The sequence below is a fragment of the Coraliomargarita parva genome (genome assembly GCF_027257905.1).
Lineage (GTDB): Bacteria > Verrucomicrobiota > Verrucomicrobiia > Opitutales > Coraliomargaritaceae > Coraliomargarita_A > Coraliomargarita_A parva.
This window is the reverse complement of the sequence record NZ_JAPZEI010000004.1, coordinates 22,390-47,240: the sequence shown is the minus strand read 5'-3', so window position 1 is coordinate 47,240 and position 24,851 is coordinate 22,390. Positions and strand designations below refer to the sequence as shown.

The 24,851-nt window shown below is 58.3% G+C and carries 21 protein-coding genes; 9 read left to right on the top strand and 12 right to left on the bottom strand.

From position 1 onward, the window contains the following. Positions 1-11: 11 nt before the first annotated feature. Positions 12-1,148, bottom strand: coding sequence for an SPFH domain-containing protein (locus tag O2597_RS06700; protein WP_269523491.1), 1,137 nt, complete (start codon positions 1,146-1,148; stop codon positions 12-14). A gap of 28 nt (positions 1,149-1,176) precedes the next feature. Then, complete coding sequence (locus tag O2597_RS06695) at positions 1,177-1,977, bottom strand: hypothetical protein (protein ID WP_269523490.1); 801 nt, start codon at positions 1,975-1,977, stop codon at positions 1,177-1,179. Positions 1,978-2,084: 107 nt separating this feature from the next. Between O2597_RS06695 and queG the strand changes: the two genes are divergently transcribed. Then, complete coding sequence (gene queG, locus O2597_RS06690; RefSeq protein ID WP_269523489.1) at positions 2,085-3,107, top strand: tRNA epoxyqueuosine(34) reductase QueG; 1,023 nt, start codon at positions 2,085-2,087, stop codon at positions 3,105-3,107. A gap of 20 nt (positions 3,108-3,127) precedes the next feature. Here the strand turns inward: queG and O2597_RS06685 are convergent, their stop codons facing one another. Continuing rightward, positions 3,128-4,036, bottom strand: coding sequence for a DMT family transporter (locus O2597_RS06685; RefSeq protein WP_269523488.1), 909 nt, complete (start codon positions 4,034-4,036; stop codon positions 3,128-3,130). 73 nt (positions 4,037-4,109) lie between these two features. Here O2597_RS06685 and O2597_RS06680 point away from each other — a divergent pair, with 73 nt between their 5' ends. Both O2597_RS06680 and O2597_RS06675 read left to right on the top strand, forming a co-directional pair. Continuing rightward, the gene (locus O2597_RS06680; protein ID WP_269523487.1) at positions 4,110-4,601 is read left to right on the top strand and encodes a nuclear transport factor 2 family protein; all 492 of its coding nucleotides are present in this window, start codon (positions 4,110-4,112) and stop codon (positions 4,599-4,601) included. Positions 4,602-4,676: 75 nt separating this feature from the next. Next, positions 4,677-5,000 (top strand): DUF805 domain-containing protein, encoded by a 324-nt coding sequence (locus O2597_RS06675; RefSeq protein ID WP_269523486.1) that lies wholly within the window; start codon positions 4,677-4,679, stop codon positions 4,998-5,000. 21 nt (positions 5,001-5,021) lie between these two features. On the opposite strand, the gene O2597_RS06670 is transcribed toward O2597_RS06675, so the two are convergent. After that, complete coding sequence (locus O2597_RS06670; RefSeq protein ID WP_269523485.1) at positions 5,022-5,726, bottom strand: helix-turn-helix domain-containing protein; 705 nt, start codon at positions 5,724-5,726, stop codon at positions 5,022-5,024. Between the two features lie 221 nt (positions 5,727-5,947). Here O2597_RS06670 and O2597_RS06665 point away from each other — a divergent pair, with 221 nt between their 5' ends. Together O2597_RS06665 and O2597_RS06660 are read left to right on the top strand one after the other, a co-directional pair. Beyond that, positions 5,948-8,830: an FAD-dependent oxidoreductase gene (locus tag O2597_RS06665; RefSeq protein WP_269523484.1), complete on the top strand. Its 2,883-nt coding sequence runs from the start codon at positions 5,948-5,950 to the stop codon at positions 8,828-8,830. 94 nt (positions 8,831-8,924) lie between these two features. Next, positions 8,925-9,929 (top strand): SGNH/GDSL hydrolase family protein, encoded by a 1,005-nt coding sequence (locus O2597_RS06660; protein ID WP_269523483.1) that lies wholly within the window; start codon positions 8,925-8,927, stop codon positions 9,927-9,929. Between the two features lie 9 nt (positions 9,930-9,938). Here the strand turns inward: O2597_RS06660 and O2597_RS06655 are convergent, their stop codons facing one another. Both O2597_RS06655 and O2597_RS06650 read right to left on the bottom strand, forming a co-directional pair. Continuing rightward, complete coding sequence (locus O2597_RS06655) at positions 9,939-10,304, bottom strand: DciA family protein (protein WP_269523482.1); 366 nt, start codon at positions 10,302-10,304, stop codon at positions 9,939-9,941. Positions 10,305-11,255: 951 nt separating this feature from the next. Continuing rightward, a complete protein-coding gene (locus tag O2597_RS06650; protein ID WP_269523481.1) occupies positions 11,256-12,158 on the bottom strand; it encodes an IPT/TIG domain-containing protein in 903 nt (300 codons plus the stop codon). A 29-nt stretch (positions 12,159-12,187) separates the two neighbouring features. Between O2597_RS06650 and hemW the strand changes: the two genes are divergently transcribed. Continuing rightward, complete coding sequence (hemW, locus tag O2597_RS06645) at positions 12,188-13,360, top strand: radical SAM family heme chaperone HemW (RefSeq protein ID WP_269523480.1); 1,173 nt, start codon at positions 12,188-12,190, stop codon at positions 13,358-13,360. Positions 13,361-13,555: 195 nt separating this feature from the next. After that, the gene (locus O2597_RS06640; protein ID WP_269523479.1) at positions 13,556-13,954 is read left to right on the top strand and encodes a cupin domain-containing protein; all 399 of its coding nucleotides are present in this window, start codon (positions 13,556-13,558) and stop codon (positions 13,952-13,954) included. Here O2597_RS06640 and rpoN read toward each other — a convergent pair. Both rpoN and O2597_RS06630 read right to left on the bottom strand, forming a co-directional pair. Further along, entirely contained in the window at positions 13,945-15,393 is a 1,449-nt protein-coding gene (gene rpoN / locus O2597_RS06635) for an RNA polymerase factor sigma-54 (protein WP_269523478.1), read from the bottom strand. The genes O2597_RS06640 and rpoN overlap by 10 nt on opposite strands. 24 nt (positions 15,394-15,417) lie before the next feature. Beyond that, positions 15,418-16,419 (bottom strand): serine/threonine protein kinase, encoded by a 1,002-nt coding sequence (locus O2597_RS06630; RefSeq protein WP_269523477.1) that lies wholly within the window; start codon positions 16,417-16,419, stop codon positions 15,418-15,420. 141 nt (positions 16,420-16,560) lie between these two features. Here O2597_RS06630 and erpA point away from each other — a divergent pair, with 141 nt between their 5' ends. Together erpA and O2597_RS06620 are read left to right on the top strand one after the other, a co-directional pair. After that, positions 16,561-16,878 carry an iron-sulfur cluster insertion protein ErpA gene (erpA, locus tag O2597_RS06625; protein ID WP_269523476.1) on the top strand — a complete coding sequence of 106 codons (318 nt, stop codon included), beginning with the start codon at positions 16,561-16,563 and terminating at the stop codon, positions 16,876-16,878. A 102-nt stretch (positions 16,879-16,980) separates the two neighbouring features. Beyond that, positions 16,981-18,666: a fumarate hydratase gene (locus O2597_RS06620; RefSeq protein ID WP_269523475.1), complete on the top strand. Its 1,686-nt coding sequence runs from the start codon at positions 16,981-16,983 to the stop codon at positions 18,664-18,666. Between the two features lie 1,120 nt (positions 18,667-19,786). On the opposite strand, the gene O2597_RS06615 is transcribed toward O2597_RS06620, so the two are convergent. From O2597_RS06615 to O2597_RS06600, 4 genes are all read right to left on the bottom strand, one after another. After that, entirely contained in the window at positions 19,787-20,797 is a 1,011-nt protein-coding gene (locus O2597_RS06615) for a substrate-binding domain-containing protein (RefSeq protein WP_269523474.1), read from the bottom strand. 41 nt (positions 20,798-20,838) lie between these two features. Further along, a complete protein-coding gene (locus O2597_RS06610; protein WP_269523473.1) occupies positions 20,839-21,846 on the bottom strand; it encodes an ABC transporter permease in 1,008 nt (335 codons plus the stop codon). Positions 21,847-21,885: 39 nt separating this feature from the next. Next, positions 21,886-23,376: a sugar ABC transporter ATP-binding protein gene (locus tag O2597_RS06605; RefSeq protein ID WP_269523472.1), complete on the bottom strand. Its 1,491-nt coding sequence runs from the start codon at positions 23,374-23,376 to the stop codon at positions 21,886-21,888. A gap of 349 nt (positions 23,377-23,725) precedes the next feature. Beyond that, positions 23,726-24,721, bottom strand: coding sequence for a LacI family DNA-binding transcriptional regulator (locus O2597_RS06600; RefSeq protein ID WP_269523471.1), 996 nt, complete (start codon positions 24,719-24,721; stop codon positions 23,726-23,728). Positions 24,722-24,851 lie beyond the last annotated feature (130 nt).

Sequence of the window (24,851 nt, the reverse complement as noted above, 5' to 3'; positions counted from 1 at the left end):
TACGGATACCCTTAGTTGGTCTTCTTTTTGATGGCTGCGGCTTCGTCCTGATAGGTCAGGCGCTCGGTTTTGCTCTCAATTGTAAAGGGCTGGCCGGTGATCGTCATGTCGCCGACTTTTCCGGCGTAGGCACGTTTGACCAGATTGACACCCCCGATGCCCGCGTAGGCTTCGGCCATGGCGGTCAGCGCCTCGCCCTCGGCCTTGGCTTTGACCAGGATGGCCTGCGAGTTCTTGTCGCGCTGGTAGTAGGTGGCATCCGCGCCGAGCTTGGTGTCGATGACATAGGCTTCCGCCTCGCGGACGTCGCGTTCGGCCTTGGCCTTGGCTTCAACCACCAGCTTTTGCATTTCCCCCGCGTAGGAGGCGAGCACGACTTCCTTCTTCTTGGTCGCTTCGACCACACGGAAGATCTGGTTCTGGCGGGCGGCGTTGGCCTTGGAGATTTGCTCCTCCACTTCCTGGTCGGCCAGCTTCTTGGCCCGGATGCGTTCTTCGTATTCCTTGTGGAAGCTGAACTTCTCGGCAATCACACTGGTGACCTCGATGCCGTAGGGGTTGAGCAGTTGATTGAGCTCCTCCATGGCGGTTTGCGCCTTCAGGTTCCGCACGCTGGCGTCATAGAATTCCTCGGTCGTCATTTCGCCAAAGACGGCGCGGCAGACGGAGCGGGAATAGTCGCGCACCCATTTGTACTTGTAGGCATCGTCCAGGCCGGAAGTCCGGACCACCTCTTCGACTTTGTCGCGCTGAAGCTGATAGTTGATCGTCAGATCAAGGAAGACATCCGAGCCGTCGACCGTCTTGATCCGCAGGTCGTCGCGGCCGCTGCGTTCCCCGCGTTTCGGGTCCGCCACCATTTCGAGGCGCTGCACGGTCATGTCGAGCAGGTGGAAAGTGTTGAGCAGTCCGTTGTAGATGTTGGTTCCGGATTCGGCGATCACCTCAACCTTGCCGCTGACGTTGTTCACCTTGATCCCGACTTCTGTCCCTGAGACCCGCTGCACGCGGAAAGAGACCAGGGAGAAGACGGTCAGTGCGATCAGGGCAAGGAGCACCAGGATCATGGAGCCCTTGTAGCCTTGCAGGAGCGAAAAGGCCGGGTTGGAGGGGCGTCGGAATTGGATGGGAGGTGGTTGGTCGTTCATGTGTTGTTTGTACGGGAGCAATCTTGTGTTAGAGCTCAGGCAGCGGCTTGGCCGGCGTTTTCAGGATCTTGAAGAAGCAAAGGACGGCGGCGATCAGGCCACCGAAGAAAAGAATGGGGAAGGGGAGCTTGGCGGTGACGGCGAGAAGCAGGCAGGCCAAAAGGATGGCGAAGGAGGCGGACAGGCCCTTGATCAGGCGCACCTCGAACTCCTCCCGGATGGCACCCGGAAATTGGCGGATGAAGCGGTCATGGCGGTCGTAGGCGGCCTTGGGGTAGCGCAGGCCTGGCAGTTCCCAGCTGTTCAATTCCGGATTAAAGCGCAGGGCGCCTTTTTGGTTCAGTTCCTCCAACCGGAGCTCGACTTTCTTGAACGGCAGGCGTGAGTGTCCGGCAATCTCACTTGTGGTGACCGGCGAGGGGAGATTTTGTGCCAGATAGACCAGTTCGTGCTCCCAGACGGCTTCGGCGGGCCAGACCTCCTGTTCCGCCATCACCGAGAGCTCGTTTTCGACGGTTTTCCGGACTTCCGCACGGATTGCGGTGAATTCCGGCCCTTCCAGCGGCTCGTTCGAATAGACACAGCTTTGAGGGGCAAAGTGCTGCGGGGGCTTGTTGAGCGAGTCCTCAAACACATAGGCGCGGAGCGAGTCTACGTCTTGGCGCGCCACGCGGTCCGAGGCCGATAGTTCTTCAAGGATTCCTTCAACCTGTGTGAGGCTCAGGGGGAGGAAGGGCAGCAATTGTACCGGATACAGGATGCCGCCCTGCGAGGCAGCAAGCTGCTCCGCCAGGTTTTCCGCGACAACCGTCCATATCGGGTGATTCATTGGCCTGACGTTGTAGAGACTGGGGCAGCCTTGTCAGCCGAAAACCGAAATTTCCTTGGCTTTTGGATGCTGGACTCGGCCGCTCATGTCGGGCATAGATCGACCTAATGGCTGACACAGGCACGCAGATACTGGAACGAATCCGGACGGAGGCCGAGGCATTGGGCTTTCATTCCGTGCGCGTGGCGGCCGTGCCGATCGAACTTCGCCGTGAGTACTACCGGCAGTGGATCGATAGCGGTCAACACGGCAGTATGGCATGGATGGAGCGCAATAATGACCGGCGCCTGCATCCGGAAAATGTCCTACCGGAGCTCCGGTCGATCATCGTGCTCGCCCTGAATTATTACCAGCCGGACCCGGATGATCGCCCGTATCGGGTCGCCAAATACGCATTGGGGGACGACTACCACAACTTCATGCTCAAGCGCTTGAAGAAAATCTGCCGTTTCCTGCGCGAGGACTATGGCGGGGAGCAGCGCCCCTATGTCGACACCGGGCCTCTTCTGGAAAAGCCGGTGGCGGCTGCGGCCGGTCTGGGCTGGCAGGGCAAGAGTACGATCCTCATCGAACCGGGGCGGGGAACTTGGTCCTTTCTCGGCAATATCCTCACCACGCTGCAGTTGCCCGCGGATGAACCGGTTCCGGACCGCTGCGGACGCTGTACGCGCTGCATCGACGCCTGCCCGACCGGCGCGATTACCGGTCCCTACCGGCTGGATGCTTCCAAATGTATTTCCTATCTCACGATTGAACATGACGGGGCGATCCCGCTGGAGTTTCGCCGGGTGATCGGTGACCGACTTTACGGCTGTGACGAATGCCTCGATGTCTGCCCTTGGAACAAGTGGGCGCGGATGACGGAGGAGGGGCGCTTTGCGGTGCGCGAGTTGCCGCCCCTGCGCGAGATGCTGGCATGGGATGAGGCTACTTTCGCCGGGCGTATGCAGGGCTCGCCCATGCGCCGTCTCAAGCTGCACCGCCTGAAGCGGAATATCTGTATTGTTCTGGGCAATACGGGCGGCGAGGCGGACCTGCCTGCCTTGCGCGAGCTTTGCCGGTCGGGAGAGCCCGGACTTGTGGAGCAGGCGGGGTGGGCGATCGCGGCGATTCTCGCACGCGGACAGTAAGCTGCGGCGTGCCGACGGCGCTAGTTGCCGCTCTTCATCTTGATCAGTGCCACCCCGAGGAGCAGGACGACGAGGCAGGCCGCTTTCGGTCGGAAATTCTTTTCCTTGTGCAGGAAGATCCCCCCGAGGAATGTCACGATGACCGCACAACGCCGGATCGGGGAGATCACCGCAATCAGGGCGTCCTCCTGTCCGATTGCGGTGAAATAAAGGAAGTCGGCCGCAAGTAGTAGCAGTCCGATGCAGGGGATGCTCCAGCGCCAATGGAAGATGCCCCGTGGCCAGGCGCCCTTCAGCCAGAGGACATAGAAGGGTAACATGACGAGTACGAGGTAGAGCGAGAACCAGGCTTGGACGACGGCCGGTTTCAGTGCGGCGTTTTGCAGGAGGAATTTGTCGTAGATGGCGCTGCAGGCGCCCAGCAAGGTGGCCGCAAGCATGCAGGCGATCCATTTGTCCCGGTGGAAACGGATGCCTTCCAGTTTGCCGACGAAGGAGAATGCGTAGAAGGCCAGCAGGACGACAACAATGCCCAGCCATTGCCACAGGTTTGGCTGTTCGCCCATTAGGAGCACCGCCATGAGGATGGTCCAGAGCGGGCTGGTGGCCCGTACCGGACCTGCGATCGAGAGTGGCAGATGCTTGAGTGCGAAGTAGCCGAAGATCCAGGATGAGGCGACGAGTGCGGATTTGAAGAACAGTAGGAGGTGTTGTCCCGCACCGATGGGCTCCACCAGGAAGGTGTCACTGGGATAGGTTTCCGGTGACAGGCCGGACCAGATGACAAAGGGCAGCCACACCGCCGCGCCGCTGACGATACCGAAGAAGAGCACCGGGAGGACGGCGTTCTCTTTCAGGGCATGTTTCTTGGCGAGATCGTAGAAGCCCAGAAGCAGGGCGGAGAGAATGCTGAGGAGGACCCAGGACACGGATATGCGGGTTTGATGTTGAAAGCTTTGGATTTGGATTGCTGCGGACCAGCCTTCCAGCTACTAAGCGGGCATGTTGACAAAATCCAAGGTGATTTTCGCATCCGTGATCGTGTTGGGCCTTTTGGCCTGGTGGTTGTTTCCCTTCGGAGGGGAGGAAGCGGCGATCAAGAAGCAGTTGAAGGAGATCGTCGCGCTGGTCGAAAAGGAGAATGCGGAATCCATGATCGAGGCCGCCATGCGCAGCCGGAAATTATCCGCCTTTTTTGTCGATGGTGCCCGTATCGAATACCTGCCCGGTCGTTCTGTGCGCGTCGAAGGTGATGTTATGGCCGGTGCTTTTCTACAGGCGCGCGGCATGGCCGAATCTATTTCCATTTGGGTGATGCGGCATGAGGTGGCGTTGGCCGAAGATGCCGCTTCGGCGGTCTCCACGGTGAAAGCCAGTGCCGGGGTCTCCATGCAGGGCGGTGAAACCGAGAGCCAGACCCTGACCCACCAGCTGGACTGGCGCAAGGTCGATGGCGACTGGCGTATCTCGGGAGTGCAGGTCATTTCCGACTGATTGGGCCGCGCAGGATTGTATTGCGCTTTGGCCCGCGATCCCAAAGATCGCTCAAACCTCAACCCTCTACCTACCATGTCGATTGCCTTCTTTAGTTCCGAGGGGCGCCTCGGTCGTGCGCCTTTTATCGTACGCTGTGTGCTGCTCGCAGCCCTGGTCCTCGTTGTCTATGCTGCCTCCCATACTTTTTTTGGGCATTGGCACCATGGTAACCATCAGCCGTTGGGCTATTTCGTGGCCCTCGTTACGGCTCTACTCTGCTGTTTCGTTCTGCTCATGCAGCTGGTCAAGCGCCTGAAGGACGCCGGTAAGCATCCTTTCCTTTCCATTCTGTTGCTGGTGCCCGGTGTGAACTGCCTGCTGGTGCTGTATGCGGCGGCACTTCCCTCAAAGCGATAGGAAGCGGAAGTACCCGGTCGGCTAGTGCGCCTCTGACTGCAGCGCACGCCACTCGGAGGGGGAACGTCCGGTCTGGGTTCGGAACCAGCGTGTCATGTGCGCGGCATCATAGAACTGTAGTTGGGCTGCGATCTCCTTGATCGAGAGTTTTCCCTTGCGAATCTCTTTTTGTGCTTCGTCCAGGCAACGCGAGACCAGCCATTGGTGGAGGCTTAGGCCCGTACCGGACTTGAAGATCCGGTTGATTTGGGGCCGCGAGAGTTGCACGGCCTGTTGCAGCGCGGAAAAATCGATTGGTTGAATGCTGATCCGGTCCCGGTAGTAGTCCATGATCGTGAAGACCCGGGGGTCTTCCAGGCCCAGGCCTGTTTCCGGCGCTTGTCGGTCCCGTAGTTGATGCCAGAGGCTGAGCCATTCGTAGAAGACCGCTTGTTGATGGCAATAGTCTGCCGCCTGTAGGGGGGCGGGCTTGCCTTCCGTGACTTTCGGGTTGAGGCGGCAGAGTTGCCGTGACACCCGTAGCAGTGGTGAATCCGCTTCGTCTTGTTCGACACGCACGGGGATGAGCGGGGGCAGGTAATCGAGGCCGTGCCAGCGAATTTGAAAGCGAATCGATACAATTTCCGACTGGTCCTCGAATCGGTGCGCGCGCGGGCACATCGGATCAAAAAAGATCCAGTTCCCTGACTCTCCGATGATGCGTTCTCCGGATTGCTCGATGAGCACGCGACCCTTATTAATATACCAGCTAGTGTAGTATACTTCCGTGTGGCGGGCTTGTCTGGAGTATGCTGGGTGGACAGGCGCATCATAGGTTGCACCTAATAGATAGTTTGGTTTTTGAAAGCTGCTTTGCGACATGCGATGAGTAGAATATACAATTTTAAGGTGCTTTTGTATAGGTCTTTCTGCTGGTCTGTCCGGTCGATCGTGGACAGCTTGGAGGCATGAACGCTGATTCGTCTGAAAATGCCTCCAACACGCTGCCTTTGATCCAGGATGTGGATGTCCTTGTTATCGGTGGCGCTTCAGCCGCTGTGAGCTTTGCCCGTGAAGCTGCGGCTTCGGGACTCAATGTGTACCTGGTGGCGCCCCGTTCCTACCTGGGAGAAGATATTTGTGGATTGTGCCGTTATTGGCCGGAATCGGCCGCGAGTGCCGAGAAGCTGGTTGCGGATGTGTTTGGCGATGGCAGTCGGCCGCCGCGCCCCTTGCAGGTAAAGCTTGTGTTGGAACAGGCACTGGTCGAAGCCGGAGTCGATTTCCTGTTTAACGCGCAACCGGCCGGTGTGCTTCGGGATGTGGAAGGCTGCGTGACCGGAGCGGTGATTGCCAACCGTGCCGGGCGTCAGGCAATCCGGGCCCGTCTTGTGGTGGATGCATCGGTGGATGGGCAGTTCCTGGCCCAGGCCGGAGTGGATGCATTGCATCGTTTAGAGGGGGTGCAGCAGGTCAATTGGGTGACGCTTTGTGACGGGGAAGGTGGCGCGGTGCCCGGTCTTGAGGTCGAGGAGCTTCCGGGCTACGCTATGGAGGATTATACGCTTTCGGCTCGCCGCTATCGCACGGAGGTTGATTTCGGTACTGGTTCGCCCCAGGCAGTGTCCGCAGTGTTGACTGGCCTGACTCGTGATCTTTGGGTGCCGACGGAATATCGCCACCAAACCATGCTGCGTCCGCAGCTGCCTTGTGTTAGTGCTCGGCCGGTCTTACAGGATCTGATGGTACAGCCCGGCCTCTTGGCTCTATCGGAATCGATGCGCTTGGCGGGCGGCCAGGAAGCGGTCTTTGCCGACCCTGTGGCGGCCATGGAAACAGGCGCGGCTTTGGGATCTCAGGTACTGGCATTCTTGCCCTCTCAGTCGGTCGCTCAAATGTCGTTTTCCCTGTCACAGGCGGAGCCGGTCAGCGAGGGCGCCATCAAATCGCTCGGCCGGGGGCTGCGGGGCTGGGGCGGAGTGGCTGCGGCAGTGAGTTATGAGCCGAATCTGGTTCCCGTTCTTGCCGACTACGACGTGGTGGTCGTAGGCGGCGGTACCGGTGGGGCGCCTGCCGCGATCGGAGCGGCTCGTGCCGGTGCCCGTACTTTGGTGCTCGAAGCCTGTTCGGCGCTCGGTGGTGTGGGCACGGTGGGGCAGATCGCCAAGTACTGGCACGGGAATCGAGTGGGCTTCACCTCGGAGATCGATCAAGGGGTCAATGCCTTGGAGCCTCAGGAGTCGGTTGCCCAGTCGACCGAGATCTGGACGGCTTCGGTCAAGGCGCAGTGGTATTTGAAGACCGGATCGGGCGAGGGGAGCGATTACTGGTTTAATACGATTTGCGTGGGTGCCTGGGTGGTCGATTCGGTGGTCCGCGGTGTGCTTGTGGCCGGGCCTTATGGCTTCGGTCTGGTCAAGGCCGCCTGTGTGGTCGACAGCACCGGCTGTTCGGATATTCCGGCCGCCGCGGGGGCGCCGACCTGTGTGATCAGCAAGGATCACGTGGCGGTCCAAGGCACTGGCTTGGCCGGGATGAAGCCGGGCCGTGAATACCATAACTCGGACCACGGTTTTTCCGATGATACCGATGTGGTTGATGCAACCGCCTTTTTTGTCAGTTCGCGTCTCAAGTTCCCGGATGATTTCGACTCCGGCGAATTGGTGGATTCCCGTGAGCGTCGGCAGATCGTCGGAGACCTCAGCGTGTCTGCGGTGGATATTCTTTTCCAGCGCCGCTTCCCGGATACGATTTGCGTGGCGACATCGAACTTCGACACGCACGGCTTTACGGTGGACCCGAGCTTTATGGTGATTCCGCCGGACAAGACGCCGCTTTGGGCGGACGTACCCTTGCGGGCGCTCCTACCGAAGGGGCTGGAAGGGGTGCTTGTTACCGGCTTGGGGGTGAGTGCCCACCGGGATGCCATTCCCGTCATCCGGATGCAGCCGGATGTTCAGAACCAGGGCTATGCGGCCGGGTATATGGCGGCAATGGCCGCTCGTACGGGCAAGGCGCTTCGGGAACTCGACATCCGGGAAGTGCAGCAGCATCTGGTTGAGACCGGTTGCCTGCCGGAACGGGTTTTGACGGATAGTGACAGTTTTCCGGTCGCGGATTCCGTACTGAAGGAACAGATCGAATCCGGTTGGGATGTGGCCCGCGGGGTTGCACTGATCCTGCACGAGCAGGCCCGCAGTCATGCCTATCTTCGCGAAGCCTATCTTTCGCTCGGAGGACGCCGGGACCGTAAGAGCCTTCGCTATGCCGAACTGTTGGGGCTGATGGGAGATGTTGTCGCCCAGAAAGAGCTGATCGAAGCCATCGATGGCCGCAATTGGGACAAGGGCTGGAACTACACCGGTATGGGGCAGTTTGGCATGAGCATGTCCGAGCTGGATAGTTTGATCGTGGCCTTGGGAACCTGCGCGGATCTCGCTGCCTGGGATTGTCTGCTGCGGAAGATGACCGAGTTGTCTGCCGATTCCGAGTTTTCACATTTTCGTGCGGTCGGTATGGCGTCGGAAGCCTTGTATGCCAAGGCGTCCAAGGATGAAGTGCCGGAGCGCTTGCTGGCCCTGTCCCGTTTGCCCGGTCTGACCGGACACGCCCGCACCCGCTTGATCGATGCGAAGTCGAGCGTGAATGCGAACCTGACTGAAACCGAGGCCCGTAATAACGCCCTGCGTGAGTTGCATGTCGCGCGTGCGCTTTACTGTTGTGGTGACCCGGAAGGTGTAGGGAGTGCGATACTTAAGGCCTACAGCCGTGACCTGCGGGGGCATTTTGCCAAGCATGCGGCTGCGCTCCTTGCCTCTGAAACGGTATCGGCCCTGGCTGAGGCCCGTTAGAACCGGCTACGTTTAACAGTTTGAACGTTTTTTGTGGTGCAAAAGTCTGCGCCGGGATTGTGTTTGTATGCCTAAATCAGATACACCTGCGCTTATGAAGAAAATCCCCGTTACCGAGTCATACTTACAAGGGCATGTCAGCTGCGAGGCGGCTGACGCCGGTTTGCGGCCTTGGCGTTTGCCCGTCGGGGATCTGCCCCTGTATGCCACGCACGGTGAACTGGTGGATAAGGCCGGCCGCACCGCCGGGGTACGCCTGCGCTTTAAGACGACAAGTCCGGAGCTCGAACTTGAGGTGAAGGTGATCTCGGTGCATGAGGCTGCGCCTGTTTTTGATCTTGTCTCTGATGGGCAGTTGCTTGCCACGGTGCCGGTGGATCTGGATGCGGGCGTGGTTCGCTTTACCGGGCTGGAACCGTCTCAGGTCTACGAGATCTGGTTGCCGGTTTTTTCGGAACTCTATCTTCAGTCCTTTGTGGTGCCGGAGGGGGCGAGCGTGGAGCCGGTCGCCGACGAGCGACTGCGCTGGGTGACCTACGGCAGTTCGATCTCTCACTGTGCGGCGGCAACCAGCCCCGCTTTGTCCTGGCCGGCCGTTGCGGCCCGCGCGCATGACCTCCAGTTGACGAATTTGGGCTATGGTGGGAATTGTCATCTTGAGCCCATGCTGGGACGCCTGATTCGCGACCTTCCGGCAGATATCATTACGCTCAAGCTGGGCATTAATGTCTATGGTCGTGCTTCAATGAACGATCGTACTTTTGCCGCGGCGGCGATCGGCTTGGTTCAACTGGTCCGGGAGAAGCACCCCGAAACCCCGGTCGGACTGATTACGCCGATTTTTGCCTGCCACCGCGAAGGCACACCCAATGCTTCAGGTATGACGCTTGAGCAATATCGCGAGCAGCTGCGGCTTGCCTGTGCCGCGTTGAAAAAGCTGGGAGATGAAAAGCTCTTTTTCTTCGAGGGGCGTGAACTCCTGTGGGAAGACGAGGCGGATCTGCTTCCGGATGATCTGCATCCGAATGGTGAGGGCTACCGGCGCATGGGGCAGCGAGTCGCCGAAAAGATCATTCCGGTGCTTTTGCAGGCGCGCTAAGCTTTGGCCCTATCCGCGTGTCACGATGTCAGTAATGTCCGCGCAGTAGTCCAGCTCCTGGATCTTTCTAAGGATACCGCGTTTGCGGAAATTGACTTCCGAGCGCAGGGTGGGGTTGGTCACGGAAATGACCAAGGTCCCGTTCTTGATGCGGACCGGATGACAGCGGGCGGCCAGACTGGGACCAAAAATTGCTTCCCAGTTTTCCACCAGGCTCCGCTCCGGGCTGGGCTTTTCCAGCTTGTACTGCTCTTCCAGCACTACGATCAGGTTTTCCAGGGCGACCGGTACGCGGCGGGACGATGTACTCTCGCCGTCCCGGGGCAGGCCTCGGAAATCGGCAATCATATCGTCGATTTGTTTGGAAAATTTCACCGTGGAAAAGATTTAGGGGGAGAGCTGCTAAAAAAAGTGAACCGGAACCGGATTGGCATGCTTAGTGTTATATAGTACTCAGTTCTTTAGTATTTCTCCCGTGTATGGGAGTTGGGGTAATAAGACAAAGCAGAAAACAGTGTGGCGCGAGGTTTAGGGGTAGGCCTCGCGCCACTTTGCTCCAAAGCTTTGCGAATAAGTGAATCTTATAGGCACTATAAGTGAAGTAAGAAAAAATCACTTTTTCGAAAATAATGCTTGCGAGCCGCAGTTTTATTTTTCTTATTAGCAACATCAACAATTTCTCCCGCAAGGGAGTTTGGGGTAACAGAATAAAGTAGACAATGGTTGGCGCGTTCCTTAGGGGTAGGGAACGCGCCATTTTGTTTCTGGAGTCTGGTAATACCAGACAAATTGAAGTTCCTAGTGCAGCTGCGCTGGGATTTTTTGTTTTTGGAGCCGCGTTTCAGAGCGCTCAGGGCGCGAGCGAGCTCAGCGCGGACTCTCATTTGTGCCGCGTCCGGCGTGAGTCGGATGATGGGCTAATGCCGCTTCTCCAACTTATACCATTTCGAAAAAAAATATGGTAGAATAGGTCGCCCGATGGTAGCGGCGGCTGTCCCTAGCCGCCATTGCGGTGTTGTATGCGGTGCTTTTTATACCACTTCTCGTAATTATTGAGTATATGGTGTAGCTGATTTGCTTCACCTCGCAAGGCGGCCGGTCAGGAATGTACCTAGGTGCTTGTCTGTCCGGCTAACGCCGCGGGAGAAGCATATGAGTGCCTCCAGCAGGGTCTCGACCCAACTGAAGGCGCCCGCCTTGCCAGCAATGAGCTCGCCCTCTGCTATATGCCCAAGAATTATGAGAAGAGGTAGCACAAAGGCCTGTGGCGTGTGGGGACACGCGCCGCTACCAATTTCAATCCTACTAAAACAAATCGAATCGGTATTACTGCACGCGCACGGGGATGCTGAGTTCGCCGTTGTTGCGCTGGCTGCGAATGTAAAGCTCTCCTTTGCCGGGGGTGCCGCCTTCGACCGTGACATTGACGGTGCGCTGTCCTTCGGGGATGAGCACTTCGGGCATAATGACGCTTTGTGGAATATTTGTGGTCACATCGAGGTAGAGGCCTCCGTAGGGAGCGGCATCTTCCAGCGCAAAAACGATCACTTGCTTCTCGCCCGGTTTGAGTTCGAGGCTTTCCGGGATGACTCGAATGGGGAGGCCTTTGTCGACGCGCAACATGCCGGCCGGATCGACGCGGTCGCCACTGTGAATTTCCACATAATAGCTGCCGGGTTGGAGTGCCGGAACCTTAAAGCGCAGGCTGTTGCTGGAAATAAACCGGGTGCTGGCCTCGGTGCCGCCGATGTAGACGATGTCGCCGCTTTTAAATCCGCGGCCGAGTACGGCCAGTTCCGTGCCGACCGGGGCCCGGTCCGCGTCGAGGCTGATGGAGTAGCGGTCGATCAGGTTTAATTCATGTTCCTGGGAAATGAGCTCCCTGAGCTCTCCAGGTTCGCCGTTGAGTGTCTTGAGGCGGTAGTTGACGATGTAGTAAAAGCGGGCGTTCGTGCGCGTGTCGGGGATATCGTAATCGTAGTCAAAAAAGGCGCCGCCCAGCTCGCTGCGGCTCATCATGTGTTTTTCGTCGTCAATGACGACGTAGGCGACCAGGGTGCGTGGATCGATTGCCTTGTTGGCGATGTCCGCCTTGAGGGTGAGGGTGTAGAGCCCGGAGGGGTTCGACGGCACGGTTGCCGGCGTCATGTTGGCCATTCGGACGCTGCAGGCGGAGGTGAGCAGTAGGCTTGAAGTGAGGGCGAGAAGGAAAATGCGCTTGGCTTTCATGGATTCTCTCGGAAGGTAGGCGCCTCGGTATGGACCCGCAAGTAAAAGCGCGATTGAATGAGGTTCCGGCGTCGACCGCGCTCGGATTGTACTGCCATGTCCCGTTTTGTGCGTCCACCTGTGATTTTTGTGCCTTCTATCAGGAAAAGCCGCGCAGGGGCGACCTTGAACGCTATCTTGCCGCGATGGAAATGGAGTTTGCCGGTCTGCCTGAGGGGCGTGTCGTGGAAACGGTCTTTTGGGGCGGCGGTACGCCGGGCTTGTTGGCGGCGGCCGATTTGGAGCGTTTGGGACGATCCATGCTGGCGCGTCTGCCGCGGGCGCCGCAGGAGTGGACGATCGAGATGGCGCCTTCGACGGTCAAGGCGGACAAGCTTCGGGTGCTGCGCGATCTCGGGGTGACCCGTATTTCCATGGGGGTGCAGAGCTTTGATGCGGACCTGCTTGCGTCGCTGGGGAGGTTGCACCGCCCGAATCAGATCTATAAGGCTTGGGATCTGGTGCAGGCTGCCGGGTTTGAGCGGACGAATCTGGACCTGATGTTTGCCATACCAAACCAGACGCTGGACCAATGGGAAGCGGCGATCCGGGAGGCGGCACGTCTCGGTCCCGATCACCTGTCCACCTACTGTCTGACCTTTGAGGAGGATACCGCGCTCTATGTGAAGCTTTCCGAGGGGAAGGTGTGCATTGATGAGGATCGTGAATTGATGTTCTACCGGAAAGGCTGGGAGTGGCTGGAAGCGTTGGGCTACGCTCAGTATGAGATCTCGAATTTCGCGAAGCCCGGCTCAGAATGTATTCATAATATAAATACTTGGCGCATGCAGGAGTGGATCGGTTGCGGACCGTCCGCTGCGAGTCAGTTCTCGGGGGAACGCTACCAGCGACCTGCGAACCTGGATCTATGGGCGTCTTCGGTGGAGGCCGGTCGGCCTGCGCGCGAGGAGGTGGTCGCGCTGGATGACTCGATACTCTATGCCGATGCGATCGTCTTTGGCTTGCGCATGAACGCCGGTGTGGATTTGGCGGTATTGCAAGCGCGCTATCCGGCGGCAGAGGGGCGGGCTCTGGAGGCGCTCTGGTCGCGTCTTGAGTCGGAGGGCCTGTTGGTGTGTGAGGGGAGTCGCATTCGGCTGACCTTGGAGGGGCGCCTGTTGTGTGATGCCGTCGGGAGCGAGGTTCTTGGCTTGGTCGGGTGATTGTCGGGCGTGGGCCCGGGATGTGTCCGGGCTGTTTTTTTTATTTTTGAATAAACGCTGGCTTGTCTAATTTGATAACTGTGTCAAAGAACGTCAGCATCGCTCGGGTGTTCTTGTCCGGGCGATCTATCTACCGATCGTCTTACTATGCTGGCTACCAAAGTTTCTCATGCTACGGCGGACTCCTATCCTGTTATGGGGACGGATACCGCTTTTTTACTGACCTCCGCCGAGACGGGGGGTGCTTTTACGCTTTACCGGGTCACCGCGGTGCCCGGTTCGATTGTGCCGACGCATACGCACGCCCATGAAGATGAAACCTTCATGGTGCATGCCGGCCAACTACAGATCATCGTTCAGGGGGAAGTGATCATGGCTTCGCCGGGGGATGTTGTGTTCGGGCCGCGTGGGATTCCCCATAGTTGGGAATCGGTCGGTGAGGTGCCGGCGGTCTTTGATGTCATGACGACGCCCTCCGCGATGGAAACGATGTTTCGAGAGCTTTCCGTATTGGGGCCTGGAGACGGGATGGAGGCGGTCCTTGAGGTGTGTGCCCGGGCGGGTATTCATTTTGCGCCGATTGCTCAGTCGTAGCGGCGGCGCAGGTTTGTGGGGAGGATGCCGAGCTCTTCCCGGTACTTGGCCACGGTTCGGCGGGCGATCTTGATTTCCTTTTCCTTGAGCAGGTTGACGATGTTCTGGTCGCTGTGCGGTTTGGCCGGGTTCTCCTGTTCAATGATGTGCGAGATCATGTCCTTGATGGTCTTGTTGGAGACGGACTCGCCGTTTGCCGAGGTGAAGCCCGGGGTGAAGAAGTACTTGAAGGGGAAGACGCCGTGCGGGGTCCGGATGTACTTGTTTGCGATGGCCCGGCTGACGGTGGTTTCGTGCACGCCCACGTTCTGTGCGATCGTGTTCATGGTAAGTGGGCGCAGCTTGGAAACGCCCTCGTCGAAAAACTCGCTTTGGAATTGCAGGATCTCGCGTGTGATCCGCTCGATCGTTTGCTGGCGTTGTTCGATTGAGTTGATGAGGAATTTTCCGGATCGCATGCGTTCCAGCATGAAGTCCTTCTCCTGCTTGTTGAGCGTGCCCCGGGCGAGGAGTTCCTTGTAGGTGTTGCTGATGCGCAGGCGCGGGATGTAATCGTTGTTCAGCTCGATCCGCCATTCGTCGTACTCGTCCTTGTAGACCGTCACGTCCGGCTCGATTACGGTATTGGAATCGGGCGCGAAGCGCTTGCCAGGGGCGGGTTCGAGTGTGCCGATTTCGATGATGGCGTCCTGTACGTCATCTGTCGTGGTGCCCGTCTTCCGGCTGATGTCGGGAATCCGCCGGCGGACCAGCAGCTGGAAGTGGTCGCGCAGGATACGTGCGGCCAGCGAGGTGCCCCGGCCCTTGAGCTCGAGCTGGGTGACGAGGCAGTCCTGCAGGTCCTTCGTTCCGATGCCGGCCGGGTCGAAGGTTTTGAGCGTTTGGCTGGCCTTCTGCACGACCCCGTAGGGGATGCGGCTGGTGAGCGCGATGTTGGAGACCGTTTCGGTCAGGTAGCCGTGGTCGTCCAGGCTGCCGATGAGATAGAGTAGTGCGTCGCGTTCCTGGTCGGAACAGTCGGTCATTTCCGCCTGTTCGATCAGGTGTTGCTGGAGGGAGACGCTCTCGGTCAGCGAGTTCATGAAGTGCTCGCGGCGCTCCTCGTCCTCGCTGGTGTAGCTTTTGCCGCTGTTCTCCTGTGAAAACTGCTCGCGCATGTCTTCGGACATGCGTTCGAGCACGCTGTAGTCCTCGGCGTTGAAATCGAGTTCGGTGTCGGCGTCGCGTTCGTTCTCGTTGATCGATTCGCGTTGTTCCTCGATGCTGATCCCGTCGATCGGAAGTTCTTCCAATAAGGGATTGGCCTGGAGTTCCTCCAGAATCGAGGTCCGCAGTTCCATTGCGGGTGCTTGCAGTATCTTTAGTGAATTGCGCAGTTGTGGCGCCAGTACTAGGGACTGCGTTTGTTTTTGTACTTGTTGGAATCCTTGCGAGCTCATGGTCCTCAGGCGTTATGGTCGCTGTTAGTTTGTTTCCTCCTCACCTAGGCCTGGGGTGGTGCCTGAATTCCAGCGATCGGCGGCAAAGTCGCCGTCGTCGCTGTAAAGGTCGCGCATGTAGAGTGCCAGCTTTTCATTGGTCGGGCCGTAGCCGTCGTCATAGATGAATCGCTCCAGGGCGGTCAGCATGCTCTGTGCGCTTTGAAAGCGTTTGTCGCGGTTGCGGGTCAATCCGAGGTGCAGGATGTCGTTCAAGCGTGGGTCGATCTCGGGGCGCATCTCGAAGAAGTCGGGGATGCTCATCTCCAGTATGTTGCGCCGGGTCATTTCCTCGCTTTCGGCCTCGAAGATGTTTTCCCCTAGCAGAAGCTCGGTCAGCACGATGCTGCAGCTGAATAGGTCGGCCCGGGCGTCGGTTACTTCGCGGCGCGCTTGCTCGGGGGAGAGGTATTCGTCCTTCCCGGCGATGACTTCGCCTTCCTCGTTGTACATTAGGTCGAGCGCTTTCGCGATGCCGAAGTCGGTCAGTTTGACGTCGCCTTCCCAGGCAAGCATGATGTTGCGGGGGTTGACGTCGCGGTGTACGATGCTGAGCGACCGGCCTTCCGAGTCGCACTTCTGGTGCGCGTAAGCCAGTCCCCGGCAGATGCGTGAAATGATGAAGGTGGCCAGGTCGGCCGGAACCTCCTGGACGGTTTCATTGTGGCGCTTGATGAAATCCTCCAGATTGACGCCGTCCACGTACTCCATGCTCATGAAGTACTGGCCGCTGATCTCGCCCAGATGGTAGGTCTGTACGATGTTGGTGTGGATCAGGTCGGCTACGAGCCGTGCTTCGCCCACAAAGTTGTTGCGGAATTCCGCGATGCGCGAGTATTCCTCGCGGATCAGTTTGATCGCGATGCGTTTGGTGAATTGGCCGGCGCCGCGTTGGAGGGCCTCGTAAACCACACCCATCCCGCCTTCGGCAATGCAGCGGGTCAGCTCGATATGGAGCTCGTTGAAGATGTGTTTCATCTTGGCCATCGTCGCGTTTTATAGGTGCCTGTGAAAAAAATCGCAAGCCGTTTTCGAAAACTAGCACGAAATCTGCTGTAGCCCGCTTCGGGGCCAGCTTCGTGTCGTGTGCAGATTGACTTTTGGCCCCTCAAGCCTTTCTTCGGGGGCATGATTACATTGACCGAACGCGCGGCAGCGCAAATACAAAAGTTGCAGGCGGAAAAAGCGGCCGGGGATCAGCTCCTCCGTATCTTCGTGGAGGCTGGGGGATGTTCCGGCTTTGAGTACGGCATGTCCTTTGATGCCAAGAAGGAGGATGACCAGCAGTTTGAGAGTCAGGGGGTCGCCTTTCTGGTCGACGCCACGAGCTTCGAATACCTCGACGGCAGCGAGGTCGATTTTGACGATGGCTTGAGCGGCAAGGGCTTTGAGGTGCGCAATCCCAATGCGACCAATACCTGCGGTTGCGGCCGTTCCTTTAATTGAAGCTGGGCGAGCAGCGATTTGCGGAACTGATTCCGGGATTCGCGCTTGCATCTTTTGGTTAATTTTTCTAATTCGAGTTTAAACCAGTATAAGATTTAAGCCATGGCTAAACCACCGCCTCCATTCCACTTCCAGAAGCAATTCCCGGTCGGCCCGGACCAAACCGAATACCGTCTGCTGACGAATGAATTCGTCGAGCAGGTCGATTTCCAGGGCGAGAAGATCCTGAAGGTGGATCCGAAGGCGCTGACTTATCTGGCCCAGACGGCTATGAAGGAGGTCGCCTTCAAGTTGCGGACGGAGCACCTGGAGAAGGTGGCCGCCATTCTGGAGGATCCGGAAGCGACCGAAAACGACCGCACGATTGCGCTGACTATGCTGCGCAACGCCGAGGTCGCAGCCCATGAGGTCCTGCCGTTCTGTCAGGACACGGGCACGGCCATCATTCTCGGCAAGAAGGGACAGCGCGTCTGGACCGGCGGCGGCGACGAGGCAGCGCTTTCCGAGGGGGTCTACAACACCTACACCCAGGAGAACCTGCGCTATTCGCAGACCGTGGCACTTTCCATGTACGAGGAAAAGAATACCGGGTGCAATCTGCCGGCCCAGATCGACATCCTCGCGACCGACAGCGACAAGTATGAGTTCCTCTTCGTGGCGAAGGGTGGGGGCTCGGCCAACAAGACTTTCCTCTTCCAGGAAACCAAGGCACTCTTGAATCCCGCCAATCTGGAAAAGTTCTGTATCGAGAAGATGGGTACGCTGGGGACTTCCGCTTGCCCTCCGTACCACATCGCCATCGTCATCGGCGGCACCTCCGCCGAGACCACGATGAAGACGGTCAAGCTTGCCTCGACCAAGTACTACGACGAGCTTCCGACTGTGGGCAATGAGCACGGTCAGGCCTTCCGTGACAAGGGGCTCGAGGCCAAGTTGCTGGAATACACCCGAAAGATGGGCTACGGCGCCCAGTTCGGCGGCAAGTATTTTGCCCTTGATATCCGGGTGATCCGCCTGCCGCGCCACGGGGCTTCCTGCCCGGTCGGTATCGGTGTCTCCTGCTCGGCCGACCGTAATGCCAAGGCGCGCATCGACAAGGACGGCGTCTGGCTTGAAAAGCTCGAGCAAAACCCGGGCCGCTTTATCCCCGCCGAGGCTGAAATCGCCAAGCCGAAGGAGGCGGTGAAGATCGATCTTAACCGTCCCATGGCGGACATTCTGGCCGAGTTGACCAAATATCCGGTGGCGACGCCGCTTTCCCTGACCGGCACCATCGTGGTGGCCCGTGATATCGCCCATGCCAAGTTGCAGGAGCGTCTGGACCGCGGCGAAGGCATGCCGGAATACATGAAGAACCACCCGGTCTATTATGCCGGTCCGGCCAAGACCCCGGCAGGCAAGCCCTCCGGCTCCTTTGGGCCGACCACGGCGGGCCGCATGGATACCTACGTGGCGCCGTTCCAGGCTGCCGGCGGTTCCATGATCATGCTGGCCAAGGGTAACCGTTCCCAGCAGGTGACCGATGCCTGCAAGGAGCACGGCGGTTTCTATCTCGGCTCGATCGGGGGCCCGGCCGCGCTGTTGGCCGAGCACAACATCAAGAACGTGGAAGTGCTCGAATATCCGGAACTGGGTATGGAAGCCATTTGGAAGATCGAAGTGGAAGATTTCCCCGCCTACATCCTGGTCGATGACAAGGGCAACGACTTCTTCGCGGATGTCCGTGATGCCTGCGCCAAGTGCGCCCTTCAGGCCTACGAGACCGCCAAGGCGGAAATGGTTTCCTAATTAAAACCAGTCTAAATTACTTTCAACGCCACTGTAGCCGTCGGTTGCAGTGGCGTTTTTTTCGCTTCTAAGCGACTCAATATGCTTATTCCAATTCTAAGTAATTCTGGCATTTCGGACGTCATCCGTCTCGCGCCGCTGGTGTTGTAGGGTGTGCGGAGTTGGGCAGGGCAGGATGCCCTGCCTCCTTTGTGTTGTAAGAACGGAGGGGGTGCGTCTCGCGCCGCTCGTGTTGTAGGGTGTGCGGAGTTGGGCAGGGCAGGATGCCCTGCCTCCGTTGTGTTGTAAGGACGGAGGGGGTGCGTCTCGCGCCGCAGGTGTTGTAAGGGTGTGCGGAGTTGGGCAGGGCAGGATGCCCTGCCTCCGTTGTGTTGTAAGAACGGAGGGGGTGCGTCTCGCGCCGCTTGTGTTGTCAGGGTGTGCGGAGTTGGGCAGGGCAGGATGCCCTGCCTCCTTTGGGTTGTAAGAACGGAGGAGGGGGTGCGTCTCGCGCCGCTGGTGTTGTCAGGTGTGCGGAGTTGGGCAGGGCAGGATGCCCTGCCTCCGTTGTGTTGTAAGAACGGAGGGGGTGCGTCTCGCGCCGCTGGTGTTGTAAGGCTGTGCGGAGTTGGGCAGGGCAGGATGCCCTGCCTCCGTTGGGTTGTAAGGACGGAGGGGGTGCGTCTCGTGCCGCTGGTGTTGTAGGGTGTGCGGAGTTGGGCAGGGCAGGATGCCCTGCCTCCTTTGGGTTGTAAGAACGGAGGGGGTGCGTCTCGCGCCGCTGGTGTTGTAGGGTGTGCGGATTTGGGCAGGGCAGGATGCCCAGCCTCCTTTGGGTTGTAAGAACGGAGGCGGTGCGTCTCGCGCCGCTTGTGTTGTCAGGGTGTGCGGAGTTTGGCAGGGCAGGATGCCCAGCCTCCGTTGTGTTGTAAGAACGGAGGCGGTGCGTCTCGCGCCGCTGGTGTTGTCAGGCTGTGCGGAGTTGGGCAGGGCAGGATGTCCAGCCTCCGTTGTGTTGTAAGAACGGAGGCGGTGCGTCTCGCGCCGCTTGTGTTGTAAGGTGTGCGGAGTTTAAAAACGCCCCTTCCTTGCGGAAGAGGCGCTGTTTGATGAATGAACTGTCGATCCGAGGCTCGCCGCCTTACTTGCGCATCTCGAGGAGCTGGTCGGCGTTCTTAGTGGTGACAACGGTCCAGGGGATGTCATAGCGCTTGGACTGGCCGTCATTCCATTCGAGCTGTCCTTCGTATTGCTTCCAGATCTCGGATTGCGGCTTGTAGTCGGCTCCCAGTACGTGGCGCAGTGCGACGTCGAGCGAGCCTTGCATCTGGCCCTTGGCATCTTGGAGGATCGAGGTCATCTTGCCCTCCTTGACTGCGTGGATCGCGTCGGTCACACCGTCGATGCCGGCGATGGCATAGTCGGATACGCTCCCGCCGGTGCCTTCGACGGCTTCGATGGCACCCAGGGCCATTTCATCGTTCTGGCCGATGATGCCGTTGATGCGGCTGCGGTGTTTCATGATCCAGTTTTCCATCAGGGGGAGGGCTTCCGCGCGGGACCAGTTGGCTGTCTTGCGCTCGAGGATCTTGATGGCGCCTTCCGGGTATTCGGCGATCGCTTTCTCGATACCTTGACCGCGTTGGATTTCGCCGGAGCCGCCCTTCGGGCCTTCCAGGATCACGACGCTGCCCTTGCCGCCCATCGCTTCAATCACGGCCTTGCCTTCGAGGTAGCCGCCCTCGACGTCGTCCGAGACGACCTCGGCGGTCATCTTGTCGGTGTTGAGGCGTGCGTTTGTCACGATGACGGGGATGCCGGCATCGTTTGCCATGGTTACCACGTCGATGTTCGCGTTGAAGTCCATCGGGTTGATGATGATGGCGTCATGACCGGTGCGGATTGCGGTTTCGGCCTGGTTGTTTTGGACCAGGGGGTCATAGCGTCCGTCGTAAATGGTGAGTACCACGTCGCCACTCTTCACGCCGGGGAATTCGTGGGCCGCGCGTTCCATGAGTTGGACGAATTCAGCCTTCATGCCGTACATGAGCACTGCGACACGGACGGGGCCGTCTTTGGCGGATACCATGGAGGGGAGTAGGGTAAGCATCGCCAAGGCGGCGAGGCAGAGGGTTTTTATGGTTTTTTTCATAGCTGTATCCTTTGGGTGTTATGATTTTTTTAGGGGTTAAATTAACGGTTCTGCTTGCGGGAGGGGTCCAGCAGGACGGCAAACACGATGAGCGCGCCTTTGATGATTTGCTGGTAGTAGGACTGCACGCCGAGCAGGTCCAAGCCGTTGTTCATGACGCCGATGATCAGGACGCCGAAGAGGGTGCCCATGAGCGTGCCGATGCCCCCGAGCATTGAGGTCCCGCCGATGACGACGGCCGCGATGGCATCCAGTTCGTAGGAGGCGCCGGCATTGGTCTGGGCGGATCCGGTGCGCGCGGTCAGGATCAAGCCGGCGATTCCGGACAGCATGCCGCAGATCGTATAGACGATGACTTTGACGCGGGTGACATTGATGCCGGAGGTTCGGGCGGATTTTTCATTCCCGCCGACCGCGTAGACGTGGCGTCCAAAGATGGTCTTGTTCAATAGGATCCACGCGATGATGAAGATCGCGATGAAGATGATGACGGGGATCGGGATGGTGAGGATCCGTCCGTTCCCGATTTCGCGGAAGGTGGAGTTCAGCGACGAGACGGGATTGCCCCCGGTCGTCAATAGGGTGGCGCCCCGGGCGGCCGAGAGCATGCCCATGGTTACGATGAAGGCCTGTAACCTGAACTTTGCGATGATGAAGCCGTTGATGAATCCGCAGATCGCACCGATGCCGACCACGATCAGGACCGGGGTGAGGATCGGGTGCGCGCCTTCGCCGACGGCGAGGTTCGAGGCATTGGTCACGAACCTGGCCGCGACGATTCCCGCGAGCGCCAGCACGGATCCGACGGAAAGGTCGACCCCGGCGATCAGGATGACATAGGTCATGCCGATCGCGAGTATCCCGTTAATGGATACTTGGCGAAGAACGATGATGAAGTTCTCCTTGCTTAGGAAGTAGTTGGAGTACCAATCCCCGCTTTTCACCATGATCTCACCGATGATGGAGATAATGATACATAGGGCGAAGAAGGCGAAAATGATGCCGTATTTTCGCAGGTCTATATTTTTGAGGTGGCTGACTGGATTCATGGTCGAAGGGAATTGGATGATTTTTAGGGAAATTGGGGCTTAGGAGGCCATGTTCAGGAGTGCCTTCTGGCTGGCTTCTTCTTGTTTGAGCTCGCCGACGATGCGGCCTTTTTTGAAAACGAGAATACGGTCGCTCATGCCTATGATTTCGGGTAGCTCGGACGAGACCATGACGATGCATTTCCCGGACAGGGCTTGTTCGGACATGTAGCGGTAGATTTCCTTTTTCGCGCCGACATCAATCCCGCGTGTCGGCTCATCCAGCAGCAGGACTTCCGGATTGGTCAGCGACCAGTGGGCGAGGATGACCTTCTGTTGGTTGCCGCCGGAGAGGTTTTGCACGAGTTGGTCGGCGTTTGGCGTTTTGACGTTGAATGCCTTGACCTTTGCGTCGATGTCGGTGCGCTCGCGCTTGCCGTTGATGAAGCCCAGTTTCGAGTAGTCGCTTAAGGACGAAATGGATACGTTGTCCGCAACCGATCCACAGAGGACCAGGCCGGTTTCTTTCCGGTCTTCCGTGACGTAGGCCAGGCCGGTGGCGATTGATTTCTTGCTGGTGTGCTTGTGTAGCTTTGTTTCGCCGATCTGGATCGTTCCGTCCGTGATGGGGGCGATTCCGAAAATGGCGTCCAGCAGCTTGGAGCGGCCGGCCCCGACCAGTCCGTAGAGTCCCACGATCTCGCCTTTGTTGACTTGGAACGAGACCTCCTTGAAGTCCGGTTCCGCGGTCAGGTTTTCGATCTTCAGGTAGGCTTCGTCGGTCGGCTTGTTGAACTTGGCGAATTCCTCGTCCAGCTCGCCGCCGATGATCTCTTCGATCAGCTTTTCGCGGCTGATGTCGCTGATATCGCCGTCGCAGATGTGTGCGCCGTCGCGAAAGACCGTGTAGCGGTTGCAGATTTCGAAAATTTCCGACATCCGGTGTGAGACATAGACCACGCCTTTGCCTTTCTCGGAAAGCCTGCGGATTGCCTTGAACAGCTTCATGCTGTCCTTCTCGCCGATGGTCGAGGTGGGCTCGTCGAAGAAGACGATATCCGCGTTCGAGTGGGAGAGCGCCTTGGCGATCTCCACCAGTTGCTGTTCGGCCACGCTGAGGGTTCGGGTCAGCCGGGTGACGTCGATGTCGAATTCCAGTTCGTCCAGAAGCTCGCGGGCCTGCTGGTTGAGCTTTTTGAAGTCCACGAAACCGCCGACTCGGCGGGGTTCCTGTCCCAGGAAAATATTTTCCGCAACACTCAGGTCCGGGATCATGCTCAGTTCCTGCTGCACCATGGTCACGCCGGCTTTCAGGGCCAGTTTTGGATTGGCGAACAGGGCCTTTTCGCCGCGTATCTCGATTTCGCCGGCGTCGGGCTTGAGGTAGCCCATGACGATGCTCAGGAAGGTGCTCTTCCCGGCACCGTTGCCACCGCAGAGCGCATGGATTTCTCCGGGCATCAGGGTGAAATCGATATGATTGAGGGCTTTGACTTTACCGAACGATTTCCGGAGTCCTCGGACGCTCAGTAGTGGAGTATTGGATGGCATAGTGTGAACGGGGGATGGATGTTCAGAATGTAAAGTAAGTAGGCTGAGGCACTTTCTGCGCTGCTCAGGGCAGTCTGCGGCGCTGGGGGTGCCGGACGGACTGACTTAAATGGGGCTGGAGGGGAGTGGCCCGGTTCTGGGGGCGTTCTTGCGTGGGGAGTTGATTCCGTTTCCGGACTGACTTTCGAGTAGGTAGGTGGAGGGGGTCGTCTTGCGGGTCTGCTTTCGGGGGAAGTGCAGCATGTTATAATAGATGCTCAAAAAGCTGCGGCGGTCAATTTTATTATAAAAATTTGCGCAAAAGTTTTTCGCTGCGTTGGGGCGGGTGTGTCTTCGCGGGTGAGTTGGCTCATCGCTCCTTGATGGAGTAGTCGAGGTAGATCTTCCTTTTGATGGAGGACGGCTTTTCGATCCGGTCGACGACCATGTCGATCGCCTCGCTGGCGATTTCGCCGGTCGGCTGGATGATGCTGGTGATCGGAATGTTCAGGAAGTCGAACCACTTGTTGTCGTCATAAGTGACGACTTGGATGTCCCGGGGGACGGCTCGTTTCATGTTCTGGAACGCGCTGACCGCCTCGAAGCAGATGGAGGAGGTGCCGCAAATAATTCCGTCGATCTGCTTGTGCTTTTTCAGGAAGCTGAGCAGCTCGTTCGGGTTCAGGCCCTTTTTGCTGCCGTCTTGAAAGTACTCGATTTCCTGTACGATTTCCTTGTCGCCGAGGCCGGCCGACATGAGTGCGTAGCGGTAACCGCTGATGCGTTCGACCATGGTGTAGATCTTGTCGTGGTGGCCGAGGAAGCAGATGTTTTTACAGCCGTTGTCGATCAGCAGGCGGGTGGCCGCTTCGGCGCTCCGGGCGTTGTCGATGCCGACGAAATCGGCTGAAAGGTGCTCATTGTAGCGGTCTACAAGGACTGTCGGGATGTTTGTCTCGGTCAGCGATTCGTGTTTTTCGGTGGTGTCGACCGGTGCCATGATGATGCCGCTGACGCCCTTGCTGATCATGGTGTTGAGGTGGAATTGTTCCTTGTCCAGGCTCTCCTGGGAGTCGCAGAGTAGGAGGCTGTAGCCGCGCTCCATGGCGCGTGCCTCGAGGGCGGTGACGAGTTCCGTGTAGAAGTCTTCGCGGATGTCCGCGATGATCGCTCCGATCGTCCGGTCCGCGGTTTTGTTGATGTTCCGGATCAGGGTGTTCGGAACGTAGTTCAGTTCCTGCATCGCCTTGATGATCTTGCGCCGGGTCGTGCTCTCGACGTTGCGGGTTTTATTGATGACGTGGGATACAGTGGAGATGGAAAAGCCCGTATGCTTTGCCACATCCTTCATGGTGACGTTTTTCATGGATCGATTGGGTCTGGGGACCTCGCTGCGATTTCTGAGTGGACGCTCGCTGGATAGGTCGGGGTTTAGGGAAAAATCTGAAGTAGGTCTGCGCAAGTAAATTGCGCGATGGTTTAGCCTATAGGGACTT